The sequence below is a fragment of the Rathayibacter sp. Leaf299 genome, from assembly GCF_001423055.1.
Classification (GTDB): Bacteria; Actinomycetota; Actinomycetes; order Actinomycetales; family Microbacteriaceae; genus Rathayibacter; species Rathayibacter caricis.
The window spans coordinates 519,034-538,756 of record NZ_LMNT01000001.1 but is presented as its reverse complement, the minus strand read 5'-3'; the positions used below and the strand labels follow the sequence as shown (position 1 = coordinate 538,756).

Below are 19,723 nucleotides of genomic sequence, written 5' to 3'. Positions count from 1 at the left end.
GTGCGGAGGAGCGACCGCAGGGGGGCTAGCCCTCCGCGCCGACCGGCGCGGCAGGCGCTGCGGGCACCGCCGCCCGCCGGAAGCCGTGCACGGTCAGGTACACCCCGAGGAACAGCTCCCACGCGATCTCGGGGAGCGTCAGCAGCCCCGACCGCACCGACGTCTGCTCGTAGGCGCCGAAGAGAACGGCGATGCCGGACAGCGACATGAGCGGCCCGCCGACCAGGCCGAGGAGTGCGACCGGTCGCGGCACGAGGTGCGCGCGGTACAGGAGGAAGCCCAGGAGCAGGCCGTTGCCGATGCCGACGACGAAGCCGGGGCCGAGGAGGAAGGTCGCGTCGTGCACCGCGACGAGCGCCTGGGCGACGGCTCGCGTCGCTCCCTCCTCCGCACCGTTCGACGCCTGCCGCAGCTCGACGACCGACACGACCGCGAGCATGCCGACGACGATCAGGGTGCACTCCATGACCCGCGCGACGACGTAGGCGAGGGCGGCGGTCTCGTGGTGCCGGCGGAGGACCGGGTAGAGCCCGAGCGCCGTGCCGAGGTTGGTGATGACGAGCACGATCTCGCAGACCACTCCGATGAGCACGCGGGTGTCGGCTCCGGGACCGAGCACGTAGTCCGGATCGGTGAGCAGCGGCAGGTAGAGCACGGCCCCGGCGACGGCCGACGCGAAGGTGAGGAGGAAGAGGACGCCCGTGAGGCGGGCGGTCCGATCGACGGAGGGCATGGGCGTCCTGTTCCCGGCCGTGCGGCCAACTCGTGGTGTACGGCGTACACCTTCGGCCGCGAGGCTAGGTGTATCGCGTACACTTCGTCAAGAGGCGACGGGAGGAACGCGTGACCGAGCAGACCCCCCGACGACCGCGCCTGAACCGCGAGACGGTCCTGCGCGCCGGCGTCGCCCTCGCCGACGAGGTCGGGATCGACGGCTTCACCATGCGCACGCTCGCCGAGCGCCTCGAGGTCGTCCCCATGGCCCTCTACAAGCACGTGCAGAACCGCGAGCACCTGCTCGACGGCATGGTCGACCTGGTCTGGAGCGAGGTCGCCCTGCCCGACGCGGCCCGCGGCTGGAAGCCGGCGATGCGCGAGCGCGCCGCCTCCCTCCGCGCCGCCCTCACCCGGCACCGGTGGGCCGTCGGGCTGATGGAGGCGCACGGGCGGCCCGGATCCGAGAACCTGCGCCAGCACGACGCGATGATGGGATGCCTGCGTGAGAGCGGCTTCTCGTTCCGCACGACGGTCCACGTCACGTCGCTCCTGGACGCGTACGTCTACGGCTTCGCCCTGCAGCAGAAGACGCTCTCGTTCGAGACCCCGGAGGAGTCGGCCGAGGCCGCGGCCGCGACGCACCGGGACCAGCCCGCCGAGGCCGCGGCGCTGTACCCCTACCTGATGGAGGTCGTCGTCGAGCTGGCGCGCGAGGGCTACGACTACGACGCCGAGTTCGAGACGGGGCTCGACGTGCTGCTCGACGGGGTCGAGGTGCTGCGGGCGGGGTGGCGGTCGGAGGCGGCGACGTCGCGAACGACAGCGGCCGCGACCGCGACCGCGAAGGACACAGCACCAACGCGAGAGTAGAACAAAGATGAATACGATTCGGAGGGTGAAAAGGTGGACACCGCGCCGAGTCCGTTCACTCCTGGCTATGGCAGGAAGCCTGCCGTCTTCGGCGGTCACGGAGAAGAGCTCACCGAGCTCCGAGTGGTGTTCGACACGCTCGACTTCGGCGAGAACCACTCCGTTCTCGTCTCGGGTCTGCGCGGCGCAGGCAAGACGTCGTTCCTGACGACTCTTCAGGACGAGGGCCGAGCACGCACCGCGCCCTGACGGACCCGACGTCGTCCCGGGCAAACGGCCGATCCTCTCGCCCCGTTCGCCACTTCCTGCTGCGTCAGCGAGCCGAAAGCAGCGGAGAGTGTCCAACGGAGAGACGCCCGGCGCCTCAGCCCGCCTGGTCCGGCAGCGCCGCCGTCCCCGTCGTGCGCAGGCGCTCCTTCACCAGCTCCGGGAACAGCGGCCGGCCGTAGAAGTAGCCCTGCGCCCGCTCCGCGCGCAGCGAGGTCAGCAGCGCGTGGGCCGACGGCGTCTCGACGCCCTCGACGATCGTGTGCATGTCGAGGTCCGAGACCAGGTTGATGATCGAGCGGAGGATCGTGGCGTGCTTCGGGTTCTCCTCGTCCGCCAGGAAGACGCGGTCGATCTTCACGATGCTCAGGGGCACGGTGAGCAGGGCGGCGGCGGCGGCGTGCTCCTGGCCGTAGTCGTCGAGGGCGATCGCGATGCCCTCCTCCGTCAGCCGGCGCACCCGCTCGATCACCTCGGCGTCGACGCGGCCGATCGAGCCCTCGGTCAGCTCCAGGCAGAGCTGGATGCCCTTCTCGGCCGTGCGGTGGCCGCGGACGAGGTCGAGGAGGTCGTCGTGCAGGAGCTGGTCGGCCTCGAGGTTGACGCTGAGGAAGGCGACCGTGTCGTCGATCTCGCGGAACTCGACCATGCAGGCGACGGCCTGGTCGATGATCTGCATCGTCAGCCGGTCGAGCAGGCCCAGTGAGCGCGCGACGTCGATGAGCGTCGGCGGGCTCAGCGGAGTGCCGTCGCGGCGGGTGTAGCGGGCGAGGGCCTCGAAGCCGATGATGCGGCGCTCGGCCACGTCGATGACCGGCTGGAACGCGACGCGCACCGCCTCGTCGAGCACGGCCTCGTGGATCTCGGTGAGCAGGTCCTCGCCCGTCGGGTCCTGGGGCGCCCCCTTGCGCTCCTTCTTCGACTCGTACATCCGCTCGTCGGCCTCCTGCATGACCCGGTCGAAGCTGCCGCCGTCGACGGCGACCGGGGCGCCGATGCTGATGCGGGGGTGGAGGGTGAGACCGCCGACGAGGACGGGGCGCTCGACGGCGCGGCTGATGCGCTGGGCGACGGCTCCCGCCGTGGCCGAGTCGAGCAGCACGGCGAACTCGTCGCCGCCGATGCGCGCGACGACGTCGTCGCTGCGCACGCTCTCGCGGATCCGGCGGCCGACCTCCTCGAGGACGGTGTTGCCCGTCGAGTGGCCGTGGGTGTCGTTGATCGCCTTGAAGGCGTCGAGGTCCATGAACAGCATCGCGCGGCGCGACGGGTCGGTGATCGCGTCGAACTCCTCGTAGAGGCCGCGGAGGTTCGTGAGGCCCGTGAGCGAATCCGTCGTGGCCGCATCGCGCAGGGCGCGGGTGTTGCGGCGGTCGTAGAGGGCCTGAGTGGCGATGTGGGCGAGGGCCAGCAGCGTCCTGTGCTCCAGGGGGCTGAAGCCGTCGGAGTCGGGGCGGCGGGTGAGGACCACGTGGCGGACGCCGGTGCCCGGCGCGGTCACGGGCGCGGACAGCTCGAAGGGCCGGCCCGGCTCCTCCGCGATGCGGATGCTCGCCGACGGGATCGACTGCCGCGCGGACTTCTCGAGCGTCTCGAAGATCGCGGCCTGGTCGCCCCACGGCAGCGCGAGCGACGCCTGCACGAGTCCCTCGAGCTTGCGCTCGACGCGGGTGCGGCGCAGGTGCTGGCTGACGACCGCGATCGCCAGCGCGATCAGCAGCAGGGTGTTTGCCGAGCGGATGTCGACGCCGACGCCCAGGTCGATCCGCTCGATCCCGGAGGAGAGCCGGGCGCCGTAGGCGAGCGCCACGAGTCCGATGTTCAGGGCGAGCGCGAGGGCGACGCGGTCCGCGCGCAGGGTCGGGCGCGGCGCGTCCGGCACCTCGTCGAGCGTCAGCCACGCCTGCAGGTACTCGACCCCGATCGCGAGCAGGCCGTAGGCGAGCACCGCGGGGACGGCGGCGATCACCGGCCACCAGCCCGTGTGCGGGAAGAGCGAGAGCGTCAGGAGGAACGCACCGCCCGACAGGCCCGCGAGCCCGGTCAGGTAGACGATCACCATCCACGGCCGCCGGTTGACGACCAGGTACGCGGCGAGCGCCAGCACCCAGAGCACCAGCGCCTGGGGCCGCGGGACGTCCTCGGCGAGGAACGCGAGGACCGACACCCCGACTCCGAAGGTCACGGTGCCGATGCCGGAGGAGAGCTCGAGCCGGAACGACGCGGTGATCCACATCGCGGCGAGCAGCACGAGGAACGGCAGGCCGAGCGCGGGCAGCGCGGTCGCGTTCGGCACGAGCAGGACGGCGGTGAGGAGCAGCCCCGCGGCACCGACGCCGAGGCGGAGAGCACGGATGCGCGCGGAGGCGCGGGCCCGGTCGCCGTTCGGCAGCACGATCGTCTCGTCAGCGCGCGCGCTCACGACTCCGTCACTCACTCGGACCCCCCGCGTCCGCTCTGGTGCGGATGGGCCCACTCTGGCAGATCGGCGGGCGCGAGGGCCCCTCCCCTGCGGGATCGGGATCGGCGCTCCGGCGACGCGGGACGGGAGCCGCGCCCCGCCTGTGGCGCGACGCCGTCACGGCCTCAGCCCCGCACCGGCAGGCGCGCCGCGAGCCGCGCGCCACCCGAGGCGGACGGCAGCAGTTCGAGCCCGCCTCCGTAGACCGCGAACTGGCGGGCCAGGCGGTCGAGACCGCTCCACTCCGGAGCCTCGCCCGGGCCCCGCCCGTCGTCCTCCAGGGACACCAGCACGGCAGGAGCGTCGTCGACCGCGACCGTCAGCCGCACCGCGGCCGCCCCGCCGTGCTTGAGCGCGTTCGTCAGCGCCTCCTCGACCGTGCGCACGAGCAGGACGCGCTGCTCCAGGGGGACGGCGCGCTCCTCCACCTCGGCGTAGCGCTCGTCGATGTCGAGCTCCACCGCGATCTCGAGCGGGAGCCGGGCGAGGAGGTCGCGCACCGCCGCCACGAGGCCGTGGTCGATGTCGACCGGGTAGAGCGCGCCGCTCGCGGCTCTCACCTCCTGCTCGCGGAGCTCGTCGAGGCGGTCGGCGATCGAGACGACGCGGGAGCGATCGGCCGGGGCGTCCGCCGCCGCGCGCAGCTCCGCGCTCAGCACGACGAGCGAGTTCTGGAGCCGCCCGTGCAGGTTCTGCGCGACCTCGCGGCGCACGCGCAGCTCCTCCTCCTGCAGCGCCTGCACGGCCTGGACCGCCTGGAGCAGCACGCGGGCGTTCTCGCGCTCCTTCTCGCGCACCCGCCGCGCGGTGCGCACGAGCAGGAAGCCGAAGGCGGTGATCATGCCGATGACGACGGTGCCGACGGCCAGCTCGACCACGAGGGCGTCGACCGCGTCGAGCGGGTACACACCCGCCAGCACCTGCAGCGTGCAGCGCACGAGAGCGACGCCCACCGCGAGCGCGACGACCGCGGGCAGCGAGACGCGACGCGGGAACCGCTCGGGGCGCAGCACCGCGAGCAGCAGGACCGCCAGGGCGATCGCCGAGACGTTGACGCTCACCCGGACCACGACGTCCAGGACGGGCCCGCCCGACACTCCGCGGACCGTCTGCGACAGCATGCCGAGCGCGAAGACCGCCTGCAGCGCGGCCAGCACCGAGAGCACGCCGCCCAGGAGCGACACGACTCCGATCAGGATGCGGTTGTCCTGGCGGAGGTCCTCGCGCGTGGGCCGGGTGCCGTCGACGAGGGTCATCCGGTGTGCTCGAGGAACTGCAGGGTCGCCTCGACCCGGGGATTGCGGGCGCCGTCGGCGCGCAGGCCCAGGCCCGCGTAGACCGCGTTGACGTGGTTGTCGACCGAGCGGACGGCGATGCCCAGCTTCTCGGCGATCGCGGCGTTGGTGAGCCCGGCCGAGAGCCAGGTGAGCACCTCGTACTGGCGGCGGCTGAGGGCGGCGACCGGCGAGTTGCGGCGGGCGGTGCGGGCGGCGACGAGGGCCGGATCCAGGACGGTCCGCCCGTCGGACGTCGCGCGGATCGCCGTCAGCAGAGCCGGGGTCGAGAGCGAGGACGTCTTCGAGAGGTAGCTCCAGCCGCGCGCCTCGGAGCGGTCGAGCCGGAGGAAGCGGTGCATCGCGTCGACGGCCGAGAGCAGCACGACGGCGAGCTCGGGATTGCGGGCGCGCAGCTCGCGGCCCAGCTCGATGCCGTCGCCGTCGCCCAGCTCGATGTCGAGGATCGCGACGTCGAGCGACTCCGGCTGCAGCCGCTCGCGCGCCTCGGCGACCGAGGAGGCGTCGACGACGCTCCGCACGCCGGGCACCGAGCGCAGCATCGACGCCAGCATCTGCCGGTAGAGGGGCTGGTCGTCGACGACGGCCACCCTCAGATCCCGAACGCCCCCCACGGAAGTCACGGATCCATGATCGCGCATCGACACGGCGGTCGAGGGCCCCCGGGCCCCGGGATATACCCCTAGAAGAGGGCCCCGCTGAGGGCGAGACCGAGGAGCGCCGCGGCGAGCGCCGCCGCCCACGTGCCCAGGCCGTAGGCGAGGGCCGCGGCCCGGCGCCCCTCGAGCAGCATCCGCGCGGCCTCGACGCTCGCCGTGCTGAAGGTGGTGAATCCGCCCAGGAGCCCCGTGCCCAGCAGGATCCGCCACTCCTCGGCGACGACGCCCGCGAGGGCGAGACCGGCGACGAGTCCCAGGAGCAGCGACCCGGCCACGTTGATCAGGGCCGTGCCGATCGGCCAGCGGACGGGCACGAGCGAGCGCGCGACTCCGTCGACCACGAGTCGGGCGGCCGAGCCGGCACCACCGGCCAGCGCCGTGCCCAGGAGGAGGGCGAGCGGAGTCACTCCGCGGCCCGTCCGGCGGGCGTCGGTTCTGCGCGCGCGGTGCGGTGGGCGAGCAGGATGCCCAGCACGGCGGCCGAGGTGCCGAGCACCAGCGTGATCGCGACGGCGAGCGCGGCCTCGGCGACGCGTCCCGCGAGGAGCAGCTCCGCGGTGTCGAGCGAGAACGCGCTGTAGGTGGTGAAGCCGCCGAGCACGCCCGTGCCGAGTAGGAGCCTCGCCGTGCGACGGCCGCCGTCGTCGGGGCCGCTCCGGGCGAGCGACTCGAGGAGCACGCCCAGGAGGAACGCGCCGACGAGGTTCACCGCGATCGTCGGCAGGGGCAGGCCCCCGACCGGAGGCAGTGCGAGCGCGGTCGCGTACCGGGCGGCGGTTCCGGCGGAGCCGCCCGCCGCGACGAGGAGGATCGGACCGGCGCGCAGGTGCAGCGGGCGCGTCACTCCGCCAGATCCCACGGCACGCGGTGCGCCGGGTCGCGCTCGGCACGCGGCACCACCACGACGGGCCGGTGCTGGCGGTGGGCCAGGTGCACGGCCACGCTGCCGCTGAGGAACTCGGCGATGCTCGCGAGCACACCGGAGTCGCGGGTGCCGACGACGATCATGCGCGCGTCCGTCTTCTCGGCGGCATCGCTGAGCGCGAGCGCGGGCTCGCCCTCCGCGACCTGGAACGTGTGCTCGGCGCCGTCGAGGATCGACTCGACCTCGGCCACGAGGCTCGGCGGAGCAGTCGGGCGATCGGCCGGACGGCCTCGACCGACGACCGGGATCGCGCCCGTCATCGGATCGACGTACTCGCCGACGAGGTAGGGATCGGGGGCGGCGTAGAGGACGAGGAGCGGAGCGCCGAAGTCCTTCGCGAAGCGCGCGGCGGTGCGCAGGACCTCCGGTCGCTGGCCCTCGGCGACGCCGACGAGCACGGGACCCGTGGGGGTGGACTCGGTCATGGACGGCTCCTTCCCTTGCCCGTCCATCCTGGCACCGGGGACCGCAGGACGGGTCGTGATCCTTTCGTTATCTGCGAGGGTCGGGTTAGACTCGCTCCTCGCCGGTGCCCGACCGGCCCCGCCGGTGGCCCCGAAGCCCCGCGGACGGACGATCCCGAGGAGTACGCGCGCGTGTCGAACCCTGGCGTTCCCGAGAATCCGGAGCGCGTGGAGGGGGCGGCACCGGTGCCGTCGACGCGGCGCGAGGCGCGAGCGGCGGAGGCTGCTGCGGCGGCCCGCGTCGTCGCTCCCGCTCGCGCTGCGACCACCCCGCGCTCCTCCGCCCGCCCCGCCGCGTCGAGCACCCCCTCTCTCAGCCGCCGCGCGCTCGGCTTCGCCACCTTCTCGATCGTCGGCGGACTCGTCGCGACCACCGCGATCCCGGCGTACGGCGCCCGCGGCACCACCGCCGCCTCGGGCGGAGCGGGCACCGCCGCGAACCGCGCGGGACTGCAGAACCTCACCGTCTCCTCCGAGACCGCCGGGCAGACCGCCGTGCGCGACGCCTTCGCTGCGCCGACGCAGGCGCAGCTCGACGAGGCGAGCCGCCAGGCGGCCGTGCTCTCGGGCTCGAACGGCGGAGAGTTCACGACCGTGCAGACGCGCGCCGTGGGCGACGACTACCCGTGGCCCTCCGAGACCATCGACGACGACGGCGGCGGACTCTCGCCGCTCGGCTACTACTACCGCGAGTGCGTCGACTTCGTCGCCTGGCGCCTCAACCGCGACGCCGGCGCGACCGCGGCGCCGTGGACGTACACCTGGGGGAACATCACCCCGATGGGCGGCAGCGCGTGGGAGTGGCCCGACAACTGGGCCGCCAAGGGCTGGGCGACGAGCAGCGTGCCGATCGTGGGCTGCGTCGCGTGGTGGACCTACAACCACGTCTCGTACGTGCAGAAGGTGAACGACGACGGCACGGTGCTCCTCGAGGAGTACAACTACGGCGGCAAGCACAGCTACGTGACGCGGACGTACCCGACGGCGCAGGTGCCCCTCTTCCTGTACCCGCCGGCGCTGTAGCGCTCGGGCGCTCGCGCGGTCACGGCAGCAGGGTCAGGAGGGTGTCGAAGGCGGGGGTGCGCGGGTCGACGAGATCGAAATGGTCGGCTCCGGCGAGTTCGAGGAGGCGCGTGGACGGATGCCGGGCCGCGTAGGCACGGTTGAGGGACGGCGGCGCATCGGAGTCGTCCGTGCCGTGCACGAGGGTGACGGGCATCGGAGGTGTCGGCAGCTGCAGCGGGTCGGCGGGGGCGAGCGGATGGTCGCCGAGCAGCTCGAGCACGGCGGCGTCGCTGAGGCCCAGCTCGGCGGCGGCGCGCAGGTCGGCGACTCCGGCGAGCGCCACGACCGCCTCGACGTGGGGCGACGGATGCGCGGCCTGCGACCACAGGGCGAGGTGCCCGCCGGCGGAGTGTCCGACGAGCGTCGTCCGCGGAGCCGCGCCCACGAGAACGGGCAGGGCTGCGAGGAACGCGACGACGTCGGCTCCGGTCCCCGGCCAGCCGCCTCCGGGATCGCCGACCCGGCGGTACTCGGGCAGCAGCACGTCGTACCCGCGGTCGGCCAGCGCCGCGGCGAGCGGACGGAGGTGGCTGCGATCCCAGCGGGCGCGCCAGAATCCGCCGTGCACGAGCACGACGCGTCCGCGGCCGGATGATCGCGGGGCGTAGCGGTCCGCGATCTGCTGCGGAGCCGCTCCGTAGCGCAGGACCGCGTCGGGCTCGCGCGCCACGAGGTCGAGGAGGTCGGTCACCCCGGCACTCTAGGCGGCCGGGCTGCGGGCATCGGGTCTCGAGACGCGCCTGCGGCGCTACTCGACCAGCAAGGGAAGGGGCGCCGCCTCCCCCTGCTGATCGAGTAGACCGCGCAGCGGGCGTATCGAGATCCGCCGACTCCGGACCTGGTGGGTCTCGGTACGCCCCTGCGGGGCTACTCGACCAGCAAGGGGGGAGGCGTCAGCTCTCGAACCAGCCGCGGGGGTGGTGGTCGGCGGTGAGCGGGGTGCGCTCGCGGGTCGGGCGGGCCCAGCGGACGGCGTTCGCGAGCACGCGCTGGATGTCGGGGTGGTGGTAGACGGGGTAGTCCTGGTCGCCGGGCGAGAAGTAGAACACCTTCCCGAGGCCCCGCGTGTAGGTGACTCCCGAGCGGAACACCTCGCCGCCGGTGAACGTCGAGAGGAACACCGTCTCCTCCGGCACAGGGATGTCGAAGTACTCGCCGTACATCTCCTGCTGCGGGATCACGATCGGGCTCGGAACACCCTGCGCGATCGGATGCGTCGGAGCGATCGTCCAGACCAGCTCGCGGTCCTGATCGTTGCGCCACTTCAGCGAGCACGTCGTGCCCATCAGCGCCTGGAAGATCTTGGAGTAGTGGCCGGAGTGCAGTACCAGGATTCCCATCCCCTCCTGCACGTGCCGCAGCACCCGCTGCACCACCTCGTCCGACACCTCGCCGTGCGCGATGTGGCCCCACCACAGGAGCACGTCGGTGCGTGCCAACGCCTCCTCGGTGAGACCGTGCTCGGGCTCGGGGAGCGTCGCGGTGCGCACCGCGACGCCGTCGCCGAGTGATTCCGTGAGGCCTTCCGCGATGACCCGGTGGATGCCCTCCGGGTAGTGCTTCATCACCGTCTCGTCGCCGCGGGTCTCGTGGCGGAACTCGTTCCAGACGAGGACCTCGACGGGTCCGGCCGGGGTGCTCGCGGGGGTCGTGTCGAGGGCGCTCATGCGACCGCCACCTCCTTCTTCTCGGCTGCGGAGCGGTAGATCGCGTCGATCACGCGGCTGCGGTGCAGCGCGTACTCGCCGTAGTGACCGGAGTAGCGGGGCTCGCCGGCCGGGACGTCGGCTCCCGAGGCGATCGCGTCGAGGAACTCGGCGATGACCGAGCGGTGGTGGCCCGACGGCACCGGGATGGTCGGGCGCGAGGTGGTGGGGGCGCCGGCGACCTCGGAGTAGAGGGTCACGGTGCCCTCCGTCGCGTAGTCGGCGACGTGCAGGCGGGCGCCGCCCGCGGAGCCGAGGAGCTCGACCTCGATGTCCTCGTCGACCTTGGAGTAGCTGGCCCAGGAGGCGTCGAGCTGCAGACTGCGTCCGTTGTCCAGGCGCAGGAGCGCGCTCGAGAAGTCCTCCACCTCGAACGCGTGCGTGCCGCTCGCCGCGACTCCGTAGGGGCGGCCGCCGCGCCCGGAGCGCCCGATCTCGCCGTAGGCGACGGCCGAGACGCTGGTGACGCGCGGCTCGTCGAGCAGGTGCAGCGCGATGTCGAGGACGTGCGAGCCGAGATCGATCAGCGGACCGCCTCCGGCCAGCGCCTTGCTGGTGAACCAGGAGCCGATGCCGGGGATGCCGGTGCGCCGCTGCCAGCTCGCGCGGGCGTGGTAGACGTCGCCGAGCGGAGCGTCGTCGAGGTAGCGGCGGAGGTACGCCACGTCGGCGCGGCGGCGATGGTTGTAGGCGATCTCCAGCACGCGGTCGGCGGCGCGAGCGGCCTCGACCATCTCGGCGGCGAGGTCGGCGGTGGTCGCGAGCGGCTTCTCGCAGAAGACGTGCTTGCCGGTCGCCAGCGCGGCGACGGCGATGGGGTGGTGCAGGTGGTTGGGCACGCCGATCGAGACGACGTCGAGGTCGTCGCGCGCGACGAGGTCCTCCCAGTCGGAGTAGAGGTCGGGGACGTCGCGGGTCGCGCCGAGTTCGCGCAGGCGCGCCTCCTCCTGACCGGCGAGGGCGACGACGCGCGCGCCGGGAAGGGCCTGGAAGGCGTCGAGGTGGGTGGTGCCGGCGAAGCCGAGGCCGACGACGCCGACCCGGAGCTCGGAGGTGTTCTCAGTCATGCTCGAAGCCTAGTCGAATTGATTCGAGCGCTGGATAAACTCTGGGTGTCCAACTTCGACAACGGCGCCCGGCCCGAGGTCGACTGGACGCGAAGCGGGGCCTGAAGCACATCGACGACCCGGTTCGCGACGACTCGGCGGGGCCAGTGACGCCGACTGGGCGGGGAACGGGCTCCGGCGCAGGCGCGAAGCCCGGTTCGCGTCCCCTGGAGTGCCGCGACTCCCCTGCCGATCGAGTGGACCGCGCAGCGGGTGCATCGAGATCCACCAGCACTGGAGGACGGGGGTCTCGATACGCGGCCTGCGGCCGCTACTCGACCAGCGAAGGAGAGGCCGGGCCACCCCTGCTGATCGAGTAGCGCGCGCAGCGCGCGTATCGAGATCCACCAGCGCTCGAGGAGGGCGCCGCGGTCTGCGAAGGGTGAGGCGGGCGCTGGCAGCATGGGGGCATGAGTGCAGTGGAGCAGCAGGCCGGGATCGACGACGACGAGGTTCTGCGGAGGCTGCCGAAGACGGAGCTGCACTGCCACTTCGCGTCGACGATGAGCGCCGCGCATCTCGTCGCCTCGGCGGACCGCTACGGGGTGGAGCTGCCGTCCACCGACCCGGCGACGCTGTTCGACTTCGCCGACCTGCAGGAGTTCCTGGTCGCCTTCCGCGCCGCTCACCGGGTGCTGCGGACGCCCGCCGACCTCGCGACGGTCGCCTACGACGGGGTGCGCGCGGCGGCGGCCCAGGGACTGCGCTACCGCGAGTACGCGATCAACCCGCAGTACTTCGCCGACTCGGCCTACCTCGGCTGGAGCGGGCTCGGGTACGCCGACGTGCTCGATCCGATCCTCGACGGACTGCGCGCCGCGGAGGCCGACCTCGGCGTGGGATTCCGGATGGTCGTGGCCGTGAACCGCAGGGAGTCCGCGGGCAGCGCCGTCGAGCTGGTCGAGACGATCCGCCGGCACCCGCGCGAGGAGGTCGTCGCCCTCGGCATGGACGATCTGACGCCCGAGGGCGCGGAGGATCCCGGCCGGTTCCGCGAGGCGTTCGCGCTCGCGCGCCGCTCGGGACTCGCGCTCACCGCCCACGTCGGCGAGACGGACCGCTCCGAGCCCGACTCCGTGCGGATCGCGCTGGACGTGCTGCAGGTCGACAGGATCGACCACGGCTACCGGATCCTCGACGACCCGGATCTGGTCGCGAGAGCCCGGGATTCCGGCATCGGATTCACGACCACTCCGGTGTCGACGACGATCTGCTCGGGATGGACGCTCGACCCGCAGCACCGGATCGCGGAGATGGTGCGGGCGGGGCTGCGCGTCACGGTGTCGACGGACGACGCCGTGTTCTTCCGCACGGACATCGGCCGCGAGTACCGGGAGGCGCTGCCCGCGCTGGGGCTCGGGATCGAGGAGGCCTGCACGATCGCACGGAACGGGGTGGAAGCCGCGTTCTGCCCACCGGAGCAGAAGGCGCGGCTGCGGGCGGAGTTCGGTGCGGTGATCGCGGGGCTGCTGGGCGAGCGCGAAGGCTTCTCGAAGCGCTCCGACCCGCAGAAGTAAGGCTCAGCGCAGCCGATCCGTCGCATCGGCGCGGATCGAGCCCCTCAGCCTGAGTTCTGCTGACGAGGCGACGGCAGGCGCGCCAGCAGGTCGGCGTGGGCGCGCACGCGCACCGCATCCACGCCGGCGTCGTCGTCGAGCGAGATCAGCAGGATCTCGAGGCCCCGCCAGAACGCCACGATCTCGCGGGCCAGCACGGGCACCTCCTCCGCCGGCACGCCGGATTCGGCGAGCGCCCGGCGCAGCTCCGGCTGCAGGAACTCGTCGAAGCGGCCGCGCGTCGCCCGCCACTCCTCGGCCTGCTCGAACGCCGCGAGCCCGAAGACCTGGAAGAACAGCCGCAGGTAGGGCCGGTTGCCCGCCGAGGCGAGCGCCTCCCAGGATCGGTCGAGCCGCTCGCCGAGCGGGCGGCCGGGCACCAGCAGCTCGTCGGCCGCGCGCTGCATGTCGGGGAAGCGCACGGCCGCGGCGATGAGCGCCTCCGACAGCAGCTCGGCGCGGGAGCCGAAGTAGTAGAGCAGCATGCGGTTGTTGGAGTCGGCCGCGCGGGCCAGAGCACGCAGCGACACGGTCGCCACGCCGTGCTCGAGGATGTGGTCGACGACGCTCTCGAGCAGCAGCGATCGCCTCGTCGGAGCGGTGGTCATCGCGTCGCTCCCCTCGGCCGGACCCGCGTCAGCGTAGCGGCACCCTGCCGCGTCCCACGAGCCGTGGTGTATCCATGGGCGGGAGCACGGTGCACGGGCACCGCGCCGCACCGGAGGGGGACGCGATGGCACCGCCGCGCAGGAAGGCCACGCTGCTGGCCGTCGCCGAGCACGCCGGGGTGTCGCTGAAGACCGCGTCGAACGTCGTCAACGGCACCGGGCGGATGGCCGACGAGACCCGTCAGCGCGTGCGGGCGGCGGTGGACGAGCTGGGCTACACCGTGAACGTCGCCGCGAGGAACCTGACCCGCGGGCGCACCGACTCCGTCACGCTGGCGGTGCCCACCCTGAAGGCCGCCTACCTGGCCGAGCTCGCCGAGGTCGTGGTCGACACCGCGCGCCGGAGAGACCTCGTCGTCTACGTGACGACGTACCCGGACGAGGGCCGCACGGGCTCGCGCCGGCTGCTGCAGCAGTTCAACTCTCAGCTCACCGACGGGCTGCTGCTCTCGCTGTCCGAGCACGAGACGCTCGACCGCGAGGCGCTGGACGTGCCGTATCCGCTCGTCTGCCTCGGCTCGCGGAACACCTACGGCCTGACCGATCGGGTGACCACGGACGACGTCGACGACGCCCGCACCGCCACCGCGCACCTGCTCGAGCGCGGCAGCACGTCGATCGCGGTGGTGGGCGCGCACGTGCCGTTCGACGCTACGGGCATCGGCGCCGCGCGCGAGGGGAACGCCGAGCTGCGCCTGCGCGGGGTGCTCGAGGAGGTGACCGCGTGGGGCGGCACCCTCGATCCGCGCCTGGTCGGAGTGACCGGCTACGACTGGACCATCGGCTCGGGATTCCGGGTGGCCCGCGATCTCATCGAGTCCGGACGGTCGTTCGACGGCCTCGTCTGCCTCAACGACGGCCTGGCGATCGGAGCGGTCTCGGCGCTGCGCGAGGGGGGCCTGCGCCTCCCCGAGGACGTCCAGGTCATCGGCTTCGACGACGTCGAGGAGTCCGCGTACCTGAATCCGCCGCTCACGACGATGGACTCGCGGATCGACTGGATCGCGGAGACCGCGCTCGACAAGCTGATCGCCCGGATCGACCGCGCGGCGGGCGCGCCGACGACCGAGTTCGCCCACTCCAGGGTGATCGAGCGGGCGACGACGAGGACTGTCGGAAAACGCTTCTTGCGGACGGAGCCGTCCTCGGTCTAGATTCGCCCCCGTGGTACAGCGCTGTACCACGTAGGACCTGCGACGACGGAGGACTCCCTTGACGCGATCGATCCCACGATCGACCACCCGCCCGGCCACCCGGCCCGCGACTCGACGGCTCACCGCCCTCGTCGCGGCGCTTCTCGCCGGACTGCTCGTGCTCACCGGCCAGACCGCCGTGTCGAGCGCCGAAGCCGCCGAGGTGCAGACCTCCACGGTCGCCTTCACCGACACGACGACCGTCCGCGGCACGCCGCTGAAGACCTTCTACGAGGGCGCCTGGTCGAAGAACAGCACCCACACCTGGGCGACCGGCGGAGCCGCGTTCGAGATCGCGTTCACCGGCGAGACCATCGCCCTCTCGGGCCGCAAGGCCACCACGAACGGCACGGCCGACGTCTTCGTCGACGGAGTGAAGGTCGGCTCGGCCGACTACCGCGGCGCCCGGTCGACCACCACGGTGCCGATCTTCAGCCACACGGGCCTCCAGCCGGGCGAGCACGTCCTGCGCGTGGTCACCGTGGGCTTCATCAACCACGCCTCGGCCGAGTTCACCGCCACGACGCAGGTCGACGAGCGGGCGCGCCTCACGGAGGCACTCGACCGGCTGGGCGCGTCGTCCGCCGACGACTTCACCGCCTCCTCCTGGACCGCCTTCTCGGCCGAGCTCGCGGCCGCCACCGCGGTGCGCGACTCCGCCGCCGCCACGGACGCCGAGCTGATCGCCGCCCGCGCCGACCTCGAGCAGGCCGCGACCGCCCTGGTGCGCGTCTCGGGGCTGCGCGAGATCCTCGAGCAGTACCGCACCCGCGTCCCCTCCGCCTACACGGCCGAGTCGTGGGCGCCCTTCGCCGCCGCGACCGTGACGGCCGGCGACGTGCTGGAGGACCCGGCCGCGAGCGCCTCCGCCGTGGTCGCCGCGAAGAACGGCCTGCAGACGACGGCCGCCGCGCTCGACCCGCTCTCGGACGGCGACCTGCAGACCATCGAGAACAACCGCTTCTGGCGCGACACCGCGGGCGACCCGATCTTCTCGCAGGGCGGCGGCATCTTCCGCTTCGGCGACCGCTACTACTGGTACGGCGTCGAGTACACCGGCTCGCAGCAGTACTACGACTCCCCCACCCGCACCTACACGCGGGCCGGCGAGGTCGACTTCGTGGCCGTCACCGCGTACTCCTCCGAGGACCTCGTGAACTGGACGTTCGAGAACGACGTCGCCACGAAGGACACCCCGCTGCACATCCCGACGTCGAAGGACGTCACGGGCTCCTACTTCTCGGACATGGAGACGCTCGCCGACGCCGTCTGGATCGGGCGCCTCGGAGTCGCCTACAACGAGAACACGGGACGCTACGTGCTGCTCACCCAGTTCGAGAGCCCGGACCCCGCTCGGATCACCAACGCCGGTGTGCTGTTCCTCAGCGGCGACTCCCCCGTCGACGACTTCGAGTACGCGAACCTGCAGACCCACATCCCGGGCGTCTACAACAACCCGAACAAGCCCGGCTGGAACCAGGGCACCGGCGACCAGACCGTCTTCACCGACGACGACGGCTCGGACTACCTGGTCTTCTCGTACCGCGACGGCCGCAGCCGCACCTACGTGGGCAAGATCAGCGACGCCGACTCGCTCTCGGTCGAGACCGCCGTCGAGGTGTACCGCGGCGCGGGCCGCGAGGGCAACGCGATGTTCAAGCTCGACGGCCAGTACTACGTCGCGAGCTCGGACCTGCACGGCTGGAACACCTCGCAGACCTACCTCGTGCGCTCGCTCGAGGGACGGATCCAGGGCCCCTACTCGAGCATGTACGTGCTGCCGGGCACCGAGAAGGACTACAGCCACGTCACGCAGAGCGGCTTCTTCCTCACCGTGCAAGGCACCGAGCAGGACACCGTGATCTACGCCGGCGACCGCTGGGCCGACTTCGCCTGGAACGGACTCGGCTACAACCAGTGGGTGCCGCTCTCCGGCACCGGCGCCGACGTGTCGTTCAACTCGCTCAGCGAGTGGGAGATCAACGCCCGCACCGGCGCGTGGGAGGTGGGCGAGGGCAACAACTGGATCCTCAACCCCGACTTCGCCGCCGACCGCATCGCCGTGACGACCGTGACCGGATGGACGCAGGTCACCGACCCCTCCTCCGCCACCACCGCCTTCGTGCAGAACACCTCGCCGGGCGCCGACGGCTCCCGCTTCGCCCTCCGGCTCGGCGCGGCCGAGGCCTTCTCGGGCGGGGTGCAGCAGGAGGAGGAGGTGCCCGCGGGCGTCTACTCCCTGGCCCTGAAGGCGAGCAACCCGGGCGGCCTCACCGCCGCGCAGGTGTCCGTCACCGGCGCCGACGGCGTGACGCACACGACCGCGATCCCCGTGACCGCCGTATGGACGGACGTCGTGTCCGAGCAGTTCGTCCTGCCGGCCGGCACCGCCCGCGTCGCGATCACCGCGACCGGCACCGGCGGGCAGTCGGTGAGCGTGGACGCGCTGTCGCTGCGGAAGCAGAGCGTCGACACGGCGCCGCTGCAGGCCCTCGTCGACGCGACGACCGGCCTCGTGCCCGCCGACTCCACGGTCGGCAGCTGGGCTCCGTTCGCCGAGGCCCGGTCGGCGGCGACCGCCGTGCTCGCCGGTCCGGCGACGCAGGCGGCCGTCGACGCCGCCCGCACCGCGCTGGAGGCGGCCCGCGCCGCGCTCGTCCCCGCCGTCCGCTCGATCGTCGTCGCCCCGGCGACGGTGCTCGTGCCGGTCGGAGCCGCGTTCGACCCCGCCTCGATCACGGTCACCGCGGCGCTCGCCGACGGCGGCACCCGCACCCTCGCCGCGAGCGAGTACCGGGTCACCGGGTTCGTGACGACGACGGCGGGCGTGCGCACCGCGACCGTCGCGGTCCTCCCGGCGCTCCTCGCCGAGGGGGCGACCGTCGAGGCCCCCCTCACCGTGTCGGTGCTGCCGGCCTGGAACGCGAAGGCGGTCTACCAGAAGGGTGCTGCGGTGCTCTACGCCGGATCCGAGTGGCGCGCCTCCTGGTACTCGAGCAACCAGAAGCCGGGCGACGTGAACGGACCGTGGCAGCAGATCCTGACCGCGCCCGACGGCACGGCGATCTGGACCGCCTCGCGCATCTTCGACACCGGCGACGTCGTCGTCCACCAGGGACAGCGCTTCCGCGCGAAGTGGTGGACGCGCAACCAGGCCCCCGGCGACCCGTACGGCCCCTGGCAGCCCCTGCGCTGACCTCCCTCCGCTCGCACTCGGACCCCCGAGTGCGCCCCCGGCCGACCCCGGAGGAGCGGATCCGACCACGATCCGCCCCTCCGGGAACGCCGCGGAAACCCTCCAGCACCCGACACAGCACCTGCCATCACAGACAAGGAACAGACACCGTGCGAACTCTCTCCAAGAAGGTCACGACCGCCGTGGCCGTCGCCCTCCCCCTCGCTCTCGCCCTCACGGCCTGCTCCGGCGGAGGCTCGTCCTCCGGCGGCGACGGCGGAGGCGACGGGGACAACACCCTGACCGTCTGGGCCTGGGACCCGGCGTTCAACATCGCGGCCCTCGAGGAGGCCGAGAAGATCTACCAGGAGGACAACCCGGACTTCTCGCTCGACATCATCGAGACGCCGTGGGAGGACCTGCAGCCCAAGCTCACGACCCTCGCCCAGTCGCGGCAGTACGAGGAGCTGCCCGACATCTTCCTCATGCAGAACAACGCGTTCCAGAAGAACGCGCTCAACTACCCCGAGATCTTCAGCGAGATCTCGACCGACGCCGTCGACTTCTCGGAGTTCCCCGAGGCCGTCACCGCGTACTCCACCGTCGACGGCGTCAACTACGGCGTCCCGTTCGACTCGGGCACCGCGGTCACCGCGCTGCGCACCGACGTCCTCGAGGCGGCCGGCTACACGATCGACGACTTCACCGACATCACCTGGGACGACTTCCTCACCAAGGGCAAGGACGTCCTGGCGAAGACCGGCTCGCCGCTGCTGTCGGGCCAGGCCGGCTCCGCCGACATGATCATGATGATGCTGCAGAGCGCGGGAGCGAGCCTCTTCGACGACGAGGGCATGCCCACGATCAGCGACAACGACGCGCTGCTCAGCGCCATCGACACCTACAAGCAGCTCGTCGAGTCGGGCGTCTTCGTCGAGGTCAACTCGTGGGACGAGTACCTCGGCACGTTCGTGAACGGCTCGGTCGGCGGCACCATCAACGGCATCTGGATCGTCGGCTCCATCCAGGCCGCCGAGGACCAGGCCGGCAAGTGGCAGGTCACCAACGTGCCGTCGCTCGACAGCGTCGACGGTGCGACCAACTACACCGCGAACGGCGGATCGTCGTGGACGATCAGCTCGAACGCCGACGTCGACCTCGCGACCGACTTCCTCGCGTCGACCTTCGCCGGCTCGACCGAGCTGTACGACACGATCCTCCCCGCCACCGGAGCGGTCGCCAACTGGCTCCCCGCCGCCTCGTCGGCCGCCTACGAGCAGCCCAGCGAGTACTTCGGCGGACAGCCGATCTTCTCGGAGGTCGCCCAGTTCGGCGCCGAGGTGCCCAGCAACAACACCGGTGCGTACTACTACGAGGGCCGCGACTCCGTCAGCGCTGCGATCACGCAGATCATCGGAGGCGCCGACCCGGCCAAGGCGCTCGAGGAGGCGCAGGCGAACGTCGAGTTCGCGATGAGCTGACCGCTCCAGACCGGGCCGGGGCGCACGCCCCGGCCCGGTCCCCCCTCCCTCTCCTCCTGCAGATTGCGAGCACCCCGTGACGACCTCCGCGCCACCGCGCACCCGACCCCGCGTT

18 protein-coding genes are annotated in these 19,723 nt (G+C 72.4%); 7 read left to right on the top strand and 11 right to left on the bottom strand.

Features of this window, described 5'->3' with window-relative positions; genetic code table 11:
- Positions 1 to 25: 25 nt before the first annotated feature.
- Positions 26 to 733, bottom strand: coding sequence for a DUF4386 domain-containing protein (locus tag ASF48_RS02355; protein WP_055785783.1), 708 nt, complete (start codon positions 731 to 733; stop codon positions 26 to 28).
- 110 nt (positions 734 to 843) lie between these two features.
- Here ASF48_RS02355 and ASF48_RS02350 point away from each other — a divergent pair, with 110 nt between their 5' ends.
- Together ASF48_RS02350 and ASF48_RS19220 are read left to right on the top strand one after the other, a co-directional pair.
- Entirely contained in the window at positions 844 to 1,587 is a 744-nt protein-coding gene (locus tag ASF48_RS02350; RefSeq protein WP_082480929.1) for a TetR/AcrR family transcriptional regulator C-terminal domain-containing protein, read from the top strand.
- Between the two features lie 33 nt (positions 1,588 to 1,620).
- Positions 1,621 to 1,836 (top strand): hypothetical protein, encoded by a 216-nt coding sequence (locus tag ASF48_RS19220; RefSeq protein ID WP_157603025.1) that lies wholly within the window; start codon positions 1,621 to 1,623, stop codon positions 1,834 to 1,836.
- A gap of 115 nt (positions 1,837 to 1,951) precedes the next feature.
- Here ASF48_RS19220 and ASF48_RS02345 read toward each other — a convergent pair whose 3' ends face one another.
- The 6 genes from ASF48_RS02345 to ASF48_RS02320 form a co-directional block, all read right to left on the bottom strand.
- Positions 1,952 to 4,276 carry an EAL domain-containing protein gene (locus ASF48_RS02345; RefSeq protein WP_157603024.1) on the bottom strand — a complete coding sequence of 775 codons (2,325 nt, stop codon included), beginning with the start codon at positions 4,274 to 4,276 and terminating at the stop codon, positions 1,952 to 1,954.
- 164 nt (positions 4,277 to 4,440) lie between these two features.
- A complete protein-coding gene (locus ASF48_RS02340) occupies positions 4,441 to 5,571 on the bottom strand; it encodes a sensor histidine kinase (RefSeq protein WP_055785778.1) in 1,131 nt (376 codons plus the stop codon).
- Positions 5,568 to 6,200 carry a response regulator transcription factor gene (locus ASF48_RS02335; RefSeq protein WP_235577172.1) on the bottom strand — a complete coding sequence of 211 codons (633 nt, stop codon included), beginning with the start codon at positions 6,198 to 6,200 and terminating at the stop codon, positions 5,568 to 5,570. Before ASF48_RS02335 ends, ASF48_RS02340 begins: the two co-directional genes overlap by 4 nt.
- Before the next feature lie 92 nt (positions 6,201 to 6,292).
- Positions 6,293 to 6,676: a CrcB family protein gene (locus ASF48_RS02330; protein WP_055785775.1), complete on the bottom strand. Its 384-nt coding sequence runs from the start codon at positions 6,674 to 6,676 to the stop codon at positions 6,293 to 6,295.
- Positions 6,673 to 7,113, bottom strand: a complete 441-nt coding sequence (locus ASF48_RS02325; protein WP_157603023.1) for a fluoride efflux transporter FluC — start codon at positions 7,111 to 7,113, stop codon at positions 6,673 to 6,675. Before ASF48_RS02325 ends, ASF48_RS02330 begins: the two co-directional genes overlap by 4 nt.
- Positions 7,110 to 7,619, bottom strand: coding sequence for a universal stress protein (locus tag ASF48_RS02320; protein ID WP_055785770.1), 510 nt, complete (start codon positions 7,617 to 7,619; stop codon positions 7,110 to 7,112). Before ASF48_RS02320 ends, ASF48_RS02325 begins: the two co-directional genes overlap by 4 nt.
- A 171-nt stretch (positions 7,620 to 7,790) precedes the next feature.
- Between ASF48_RS02320 and ASF48_RS02315 the strand changes: the two genes are divergently transcribed.
- Entirely contained in the window at positions 7,791 to 8,681 is an 891-nt protein-coding gene (locus tag ASF48_RS02315; protein WP_157603022.1) for a CHAP domain-containing protein, read from the top strand.
- Positions 8,682 to 8,700: 19 nt separating this feature from the next.
- On the opposite strand, the gene ASF48_RS02310 is transcribed toward ASF48_RS02315, so the two are convergent.
- The 3 genes from ASF48_RS02310 to ASF48_RS02300 form a co-directional block, all read right to left on the bottom strand.
- Positions 8,701 to 9,414 (bottom strand): alpha/beta hydrolase family protein, encoded by a 714-nt coding sequence (locus ASF48_RS02310; protein ID WP_055785765.1) that lies wholly within the window; start codon positions 9,412 to 9,414, stop codon positions 8,701 to 8,703.
- Positions 9,415 to 9,616: 202 nt separating this feature from the next.
- Positions 9,617 to 10,390, bottom strand: coding sequence for a ThuA domain-containing protein (locus tag ASF48_RS02305; RefSeq protein WP_055785761.1), 774 nt, complete (start codon positions 10,388 to 10,390; stop codon positions 9,617 to 9,619).
- Complete coding sequence (locus ASF48_RS02300) at positions 10,387 to 11,496, bottom strand: Gfo/Idh/MocA family protein (protein ID WP_055785758.1); 1,110 nt, start codon at positions 11,494 to 11,496, stop codon at positions 10,387 to 10,389. The genes ASF48_RS02305 and ASF48_RS02300 overlap by 4 nt, the downstream gene beginning before the upstream one ends.
- A gap of 449 nt (positions 11,497 to 11,945) precedes the next feature.
- Between ASF48_RS02300 and add the strand changes: the two genes are divergently transcribed.
- Complete coding sequence (gene add / locus ASF48_RS02295; RefSeq protein WP_082480927.1) at positions 11,946 to 13,052, top strand: adenosine deaminase; 1,107 nt, start codon at positions 11,946 to 11,948, stop codon at positions 13,050 to 13,052.
- A gap of 44 nt (positions 13,053 to 13,096) precedes the next feature.
- On the opposite strand, the gene ASF48_RS02290 is transcribed toward add, so the two are convergent.
- Positions 13,097 to 13,699: a TetR/AcrR family transcriptional regulator gene (locus ASF48_RS02290; RefSeq protein WP_055785752.1), complete on the bottom strand. Its 603-nt coding sequence runs from the start codon at positions 13,697 to 13,699 to the stop codon at positions 13,097 to 13,099.
- Between the two features lie 125 nt (positions 13,700 to 13,824).
- Between ASF48_RS02290 and ASF48_RS02285 the strand changes: the two genes are divergently transcribed.
- From ASF48_RS02285 to ASF48_RS02275, 3 genes are all read left to right on the top strand, one after another.
- Positions 13,825 to 14,913 carry a LacI family DNA-binding transcriptional regulator gene (locus ASF48_RS02285; RefSeq protein WP_055788791.1) on the top strand — a complete coding sequence of 363 codons (1,089 nt, stop codon included), beginning with the start codon at positions 13,825 to 13,827 and terminating at the stop codon, positions 14,911 to 14,913.
- 58 nt (positions 14,914 to 14,971) lie between these two features.
- Positions 14,972 to 18,148: a carbohydrate-binding protein gene (locus tag ASF48_RS02280; RefSeq protein WP_055785749.1), complete on the top strand. Its 3,177-nt coding sequence runs from the start codon at positions 14,972 to 14,974 to the stop codon at positions 18,146 to 18,148.
- Between the two features lie 149 nt (positions 18,149 to 18,297).
- Positions 18,298 to 19,608 (top strand): extracellular solute-binding protein, encoded by a 1,311-nt coding sequence (locus ASF48_RS02275; protein ID WP_055785746.1) that lies wholly within the window; start codon positions 18,298 to 18,300, stop codon positions 19,606 to 19,608.
- Positions 19,609 to 19,723 lie beyond the last annotated feature (115 nt).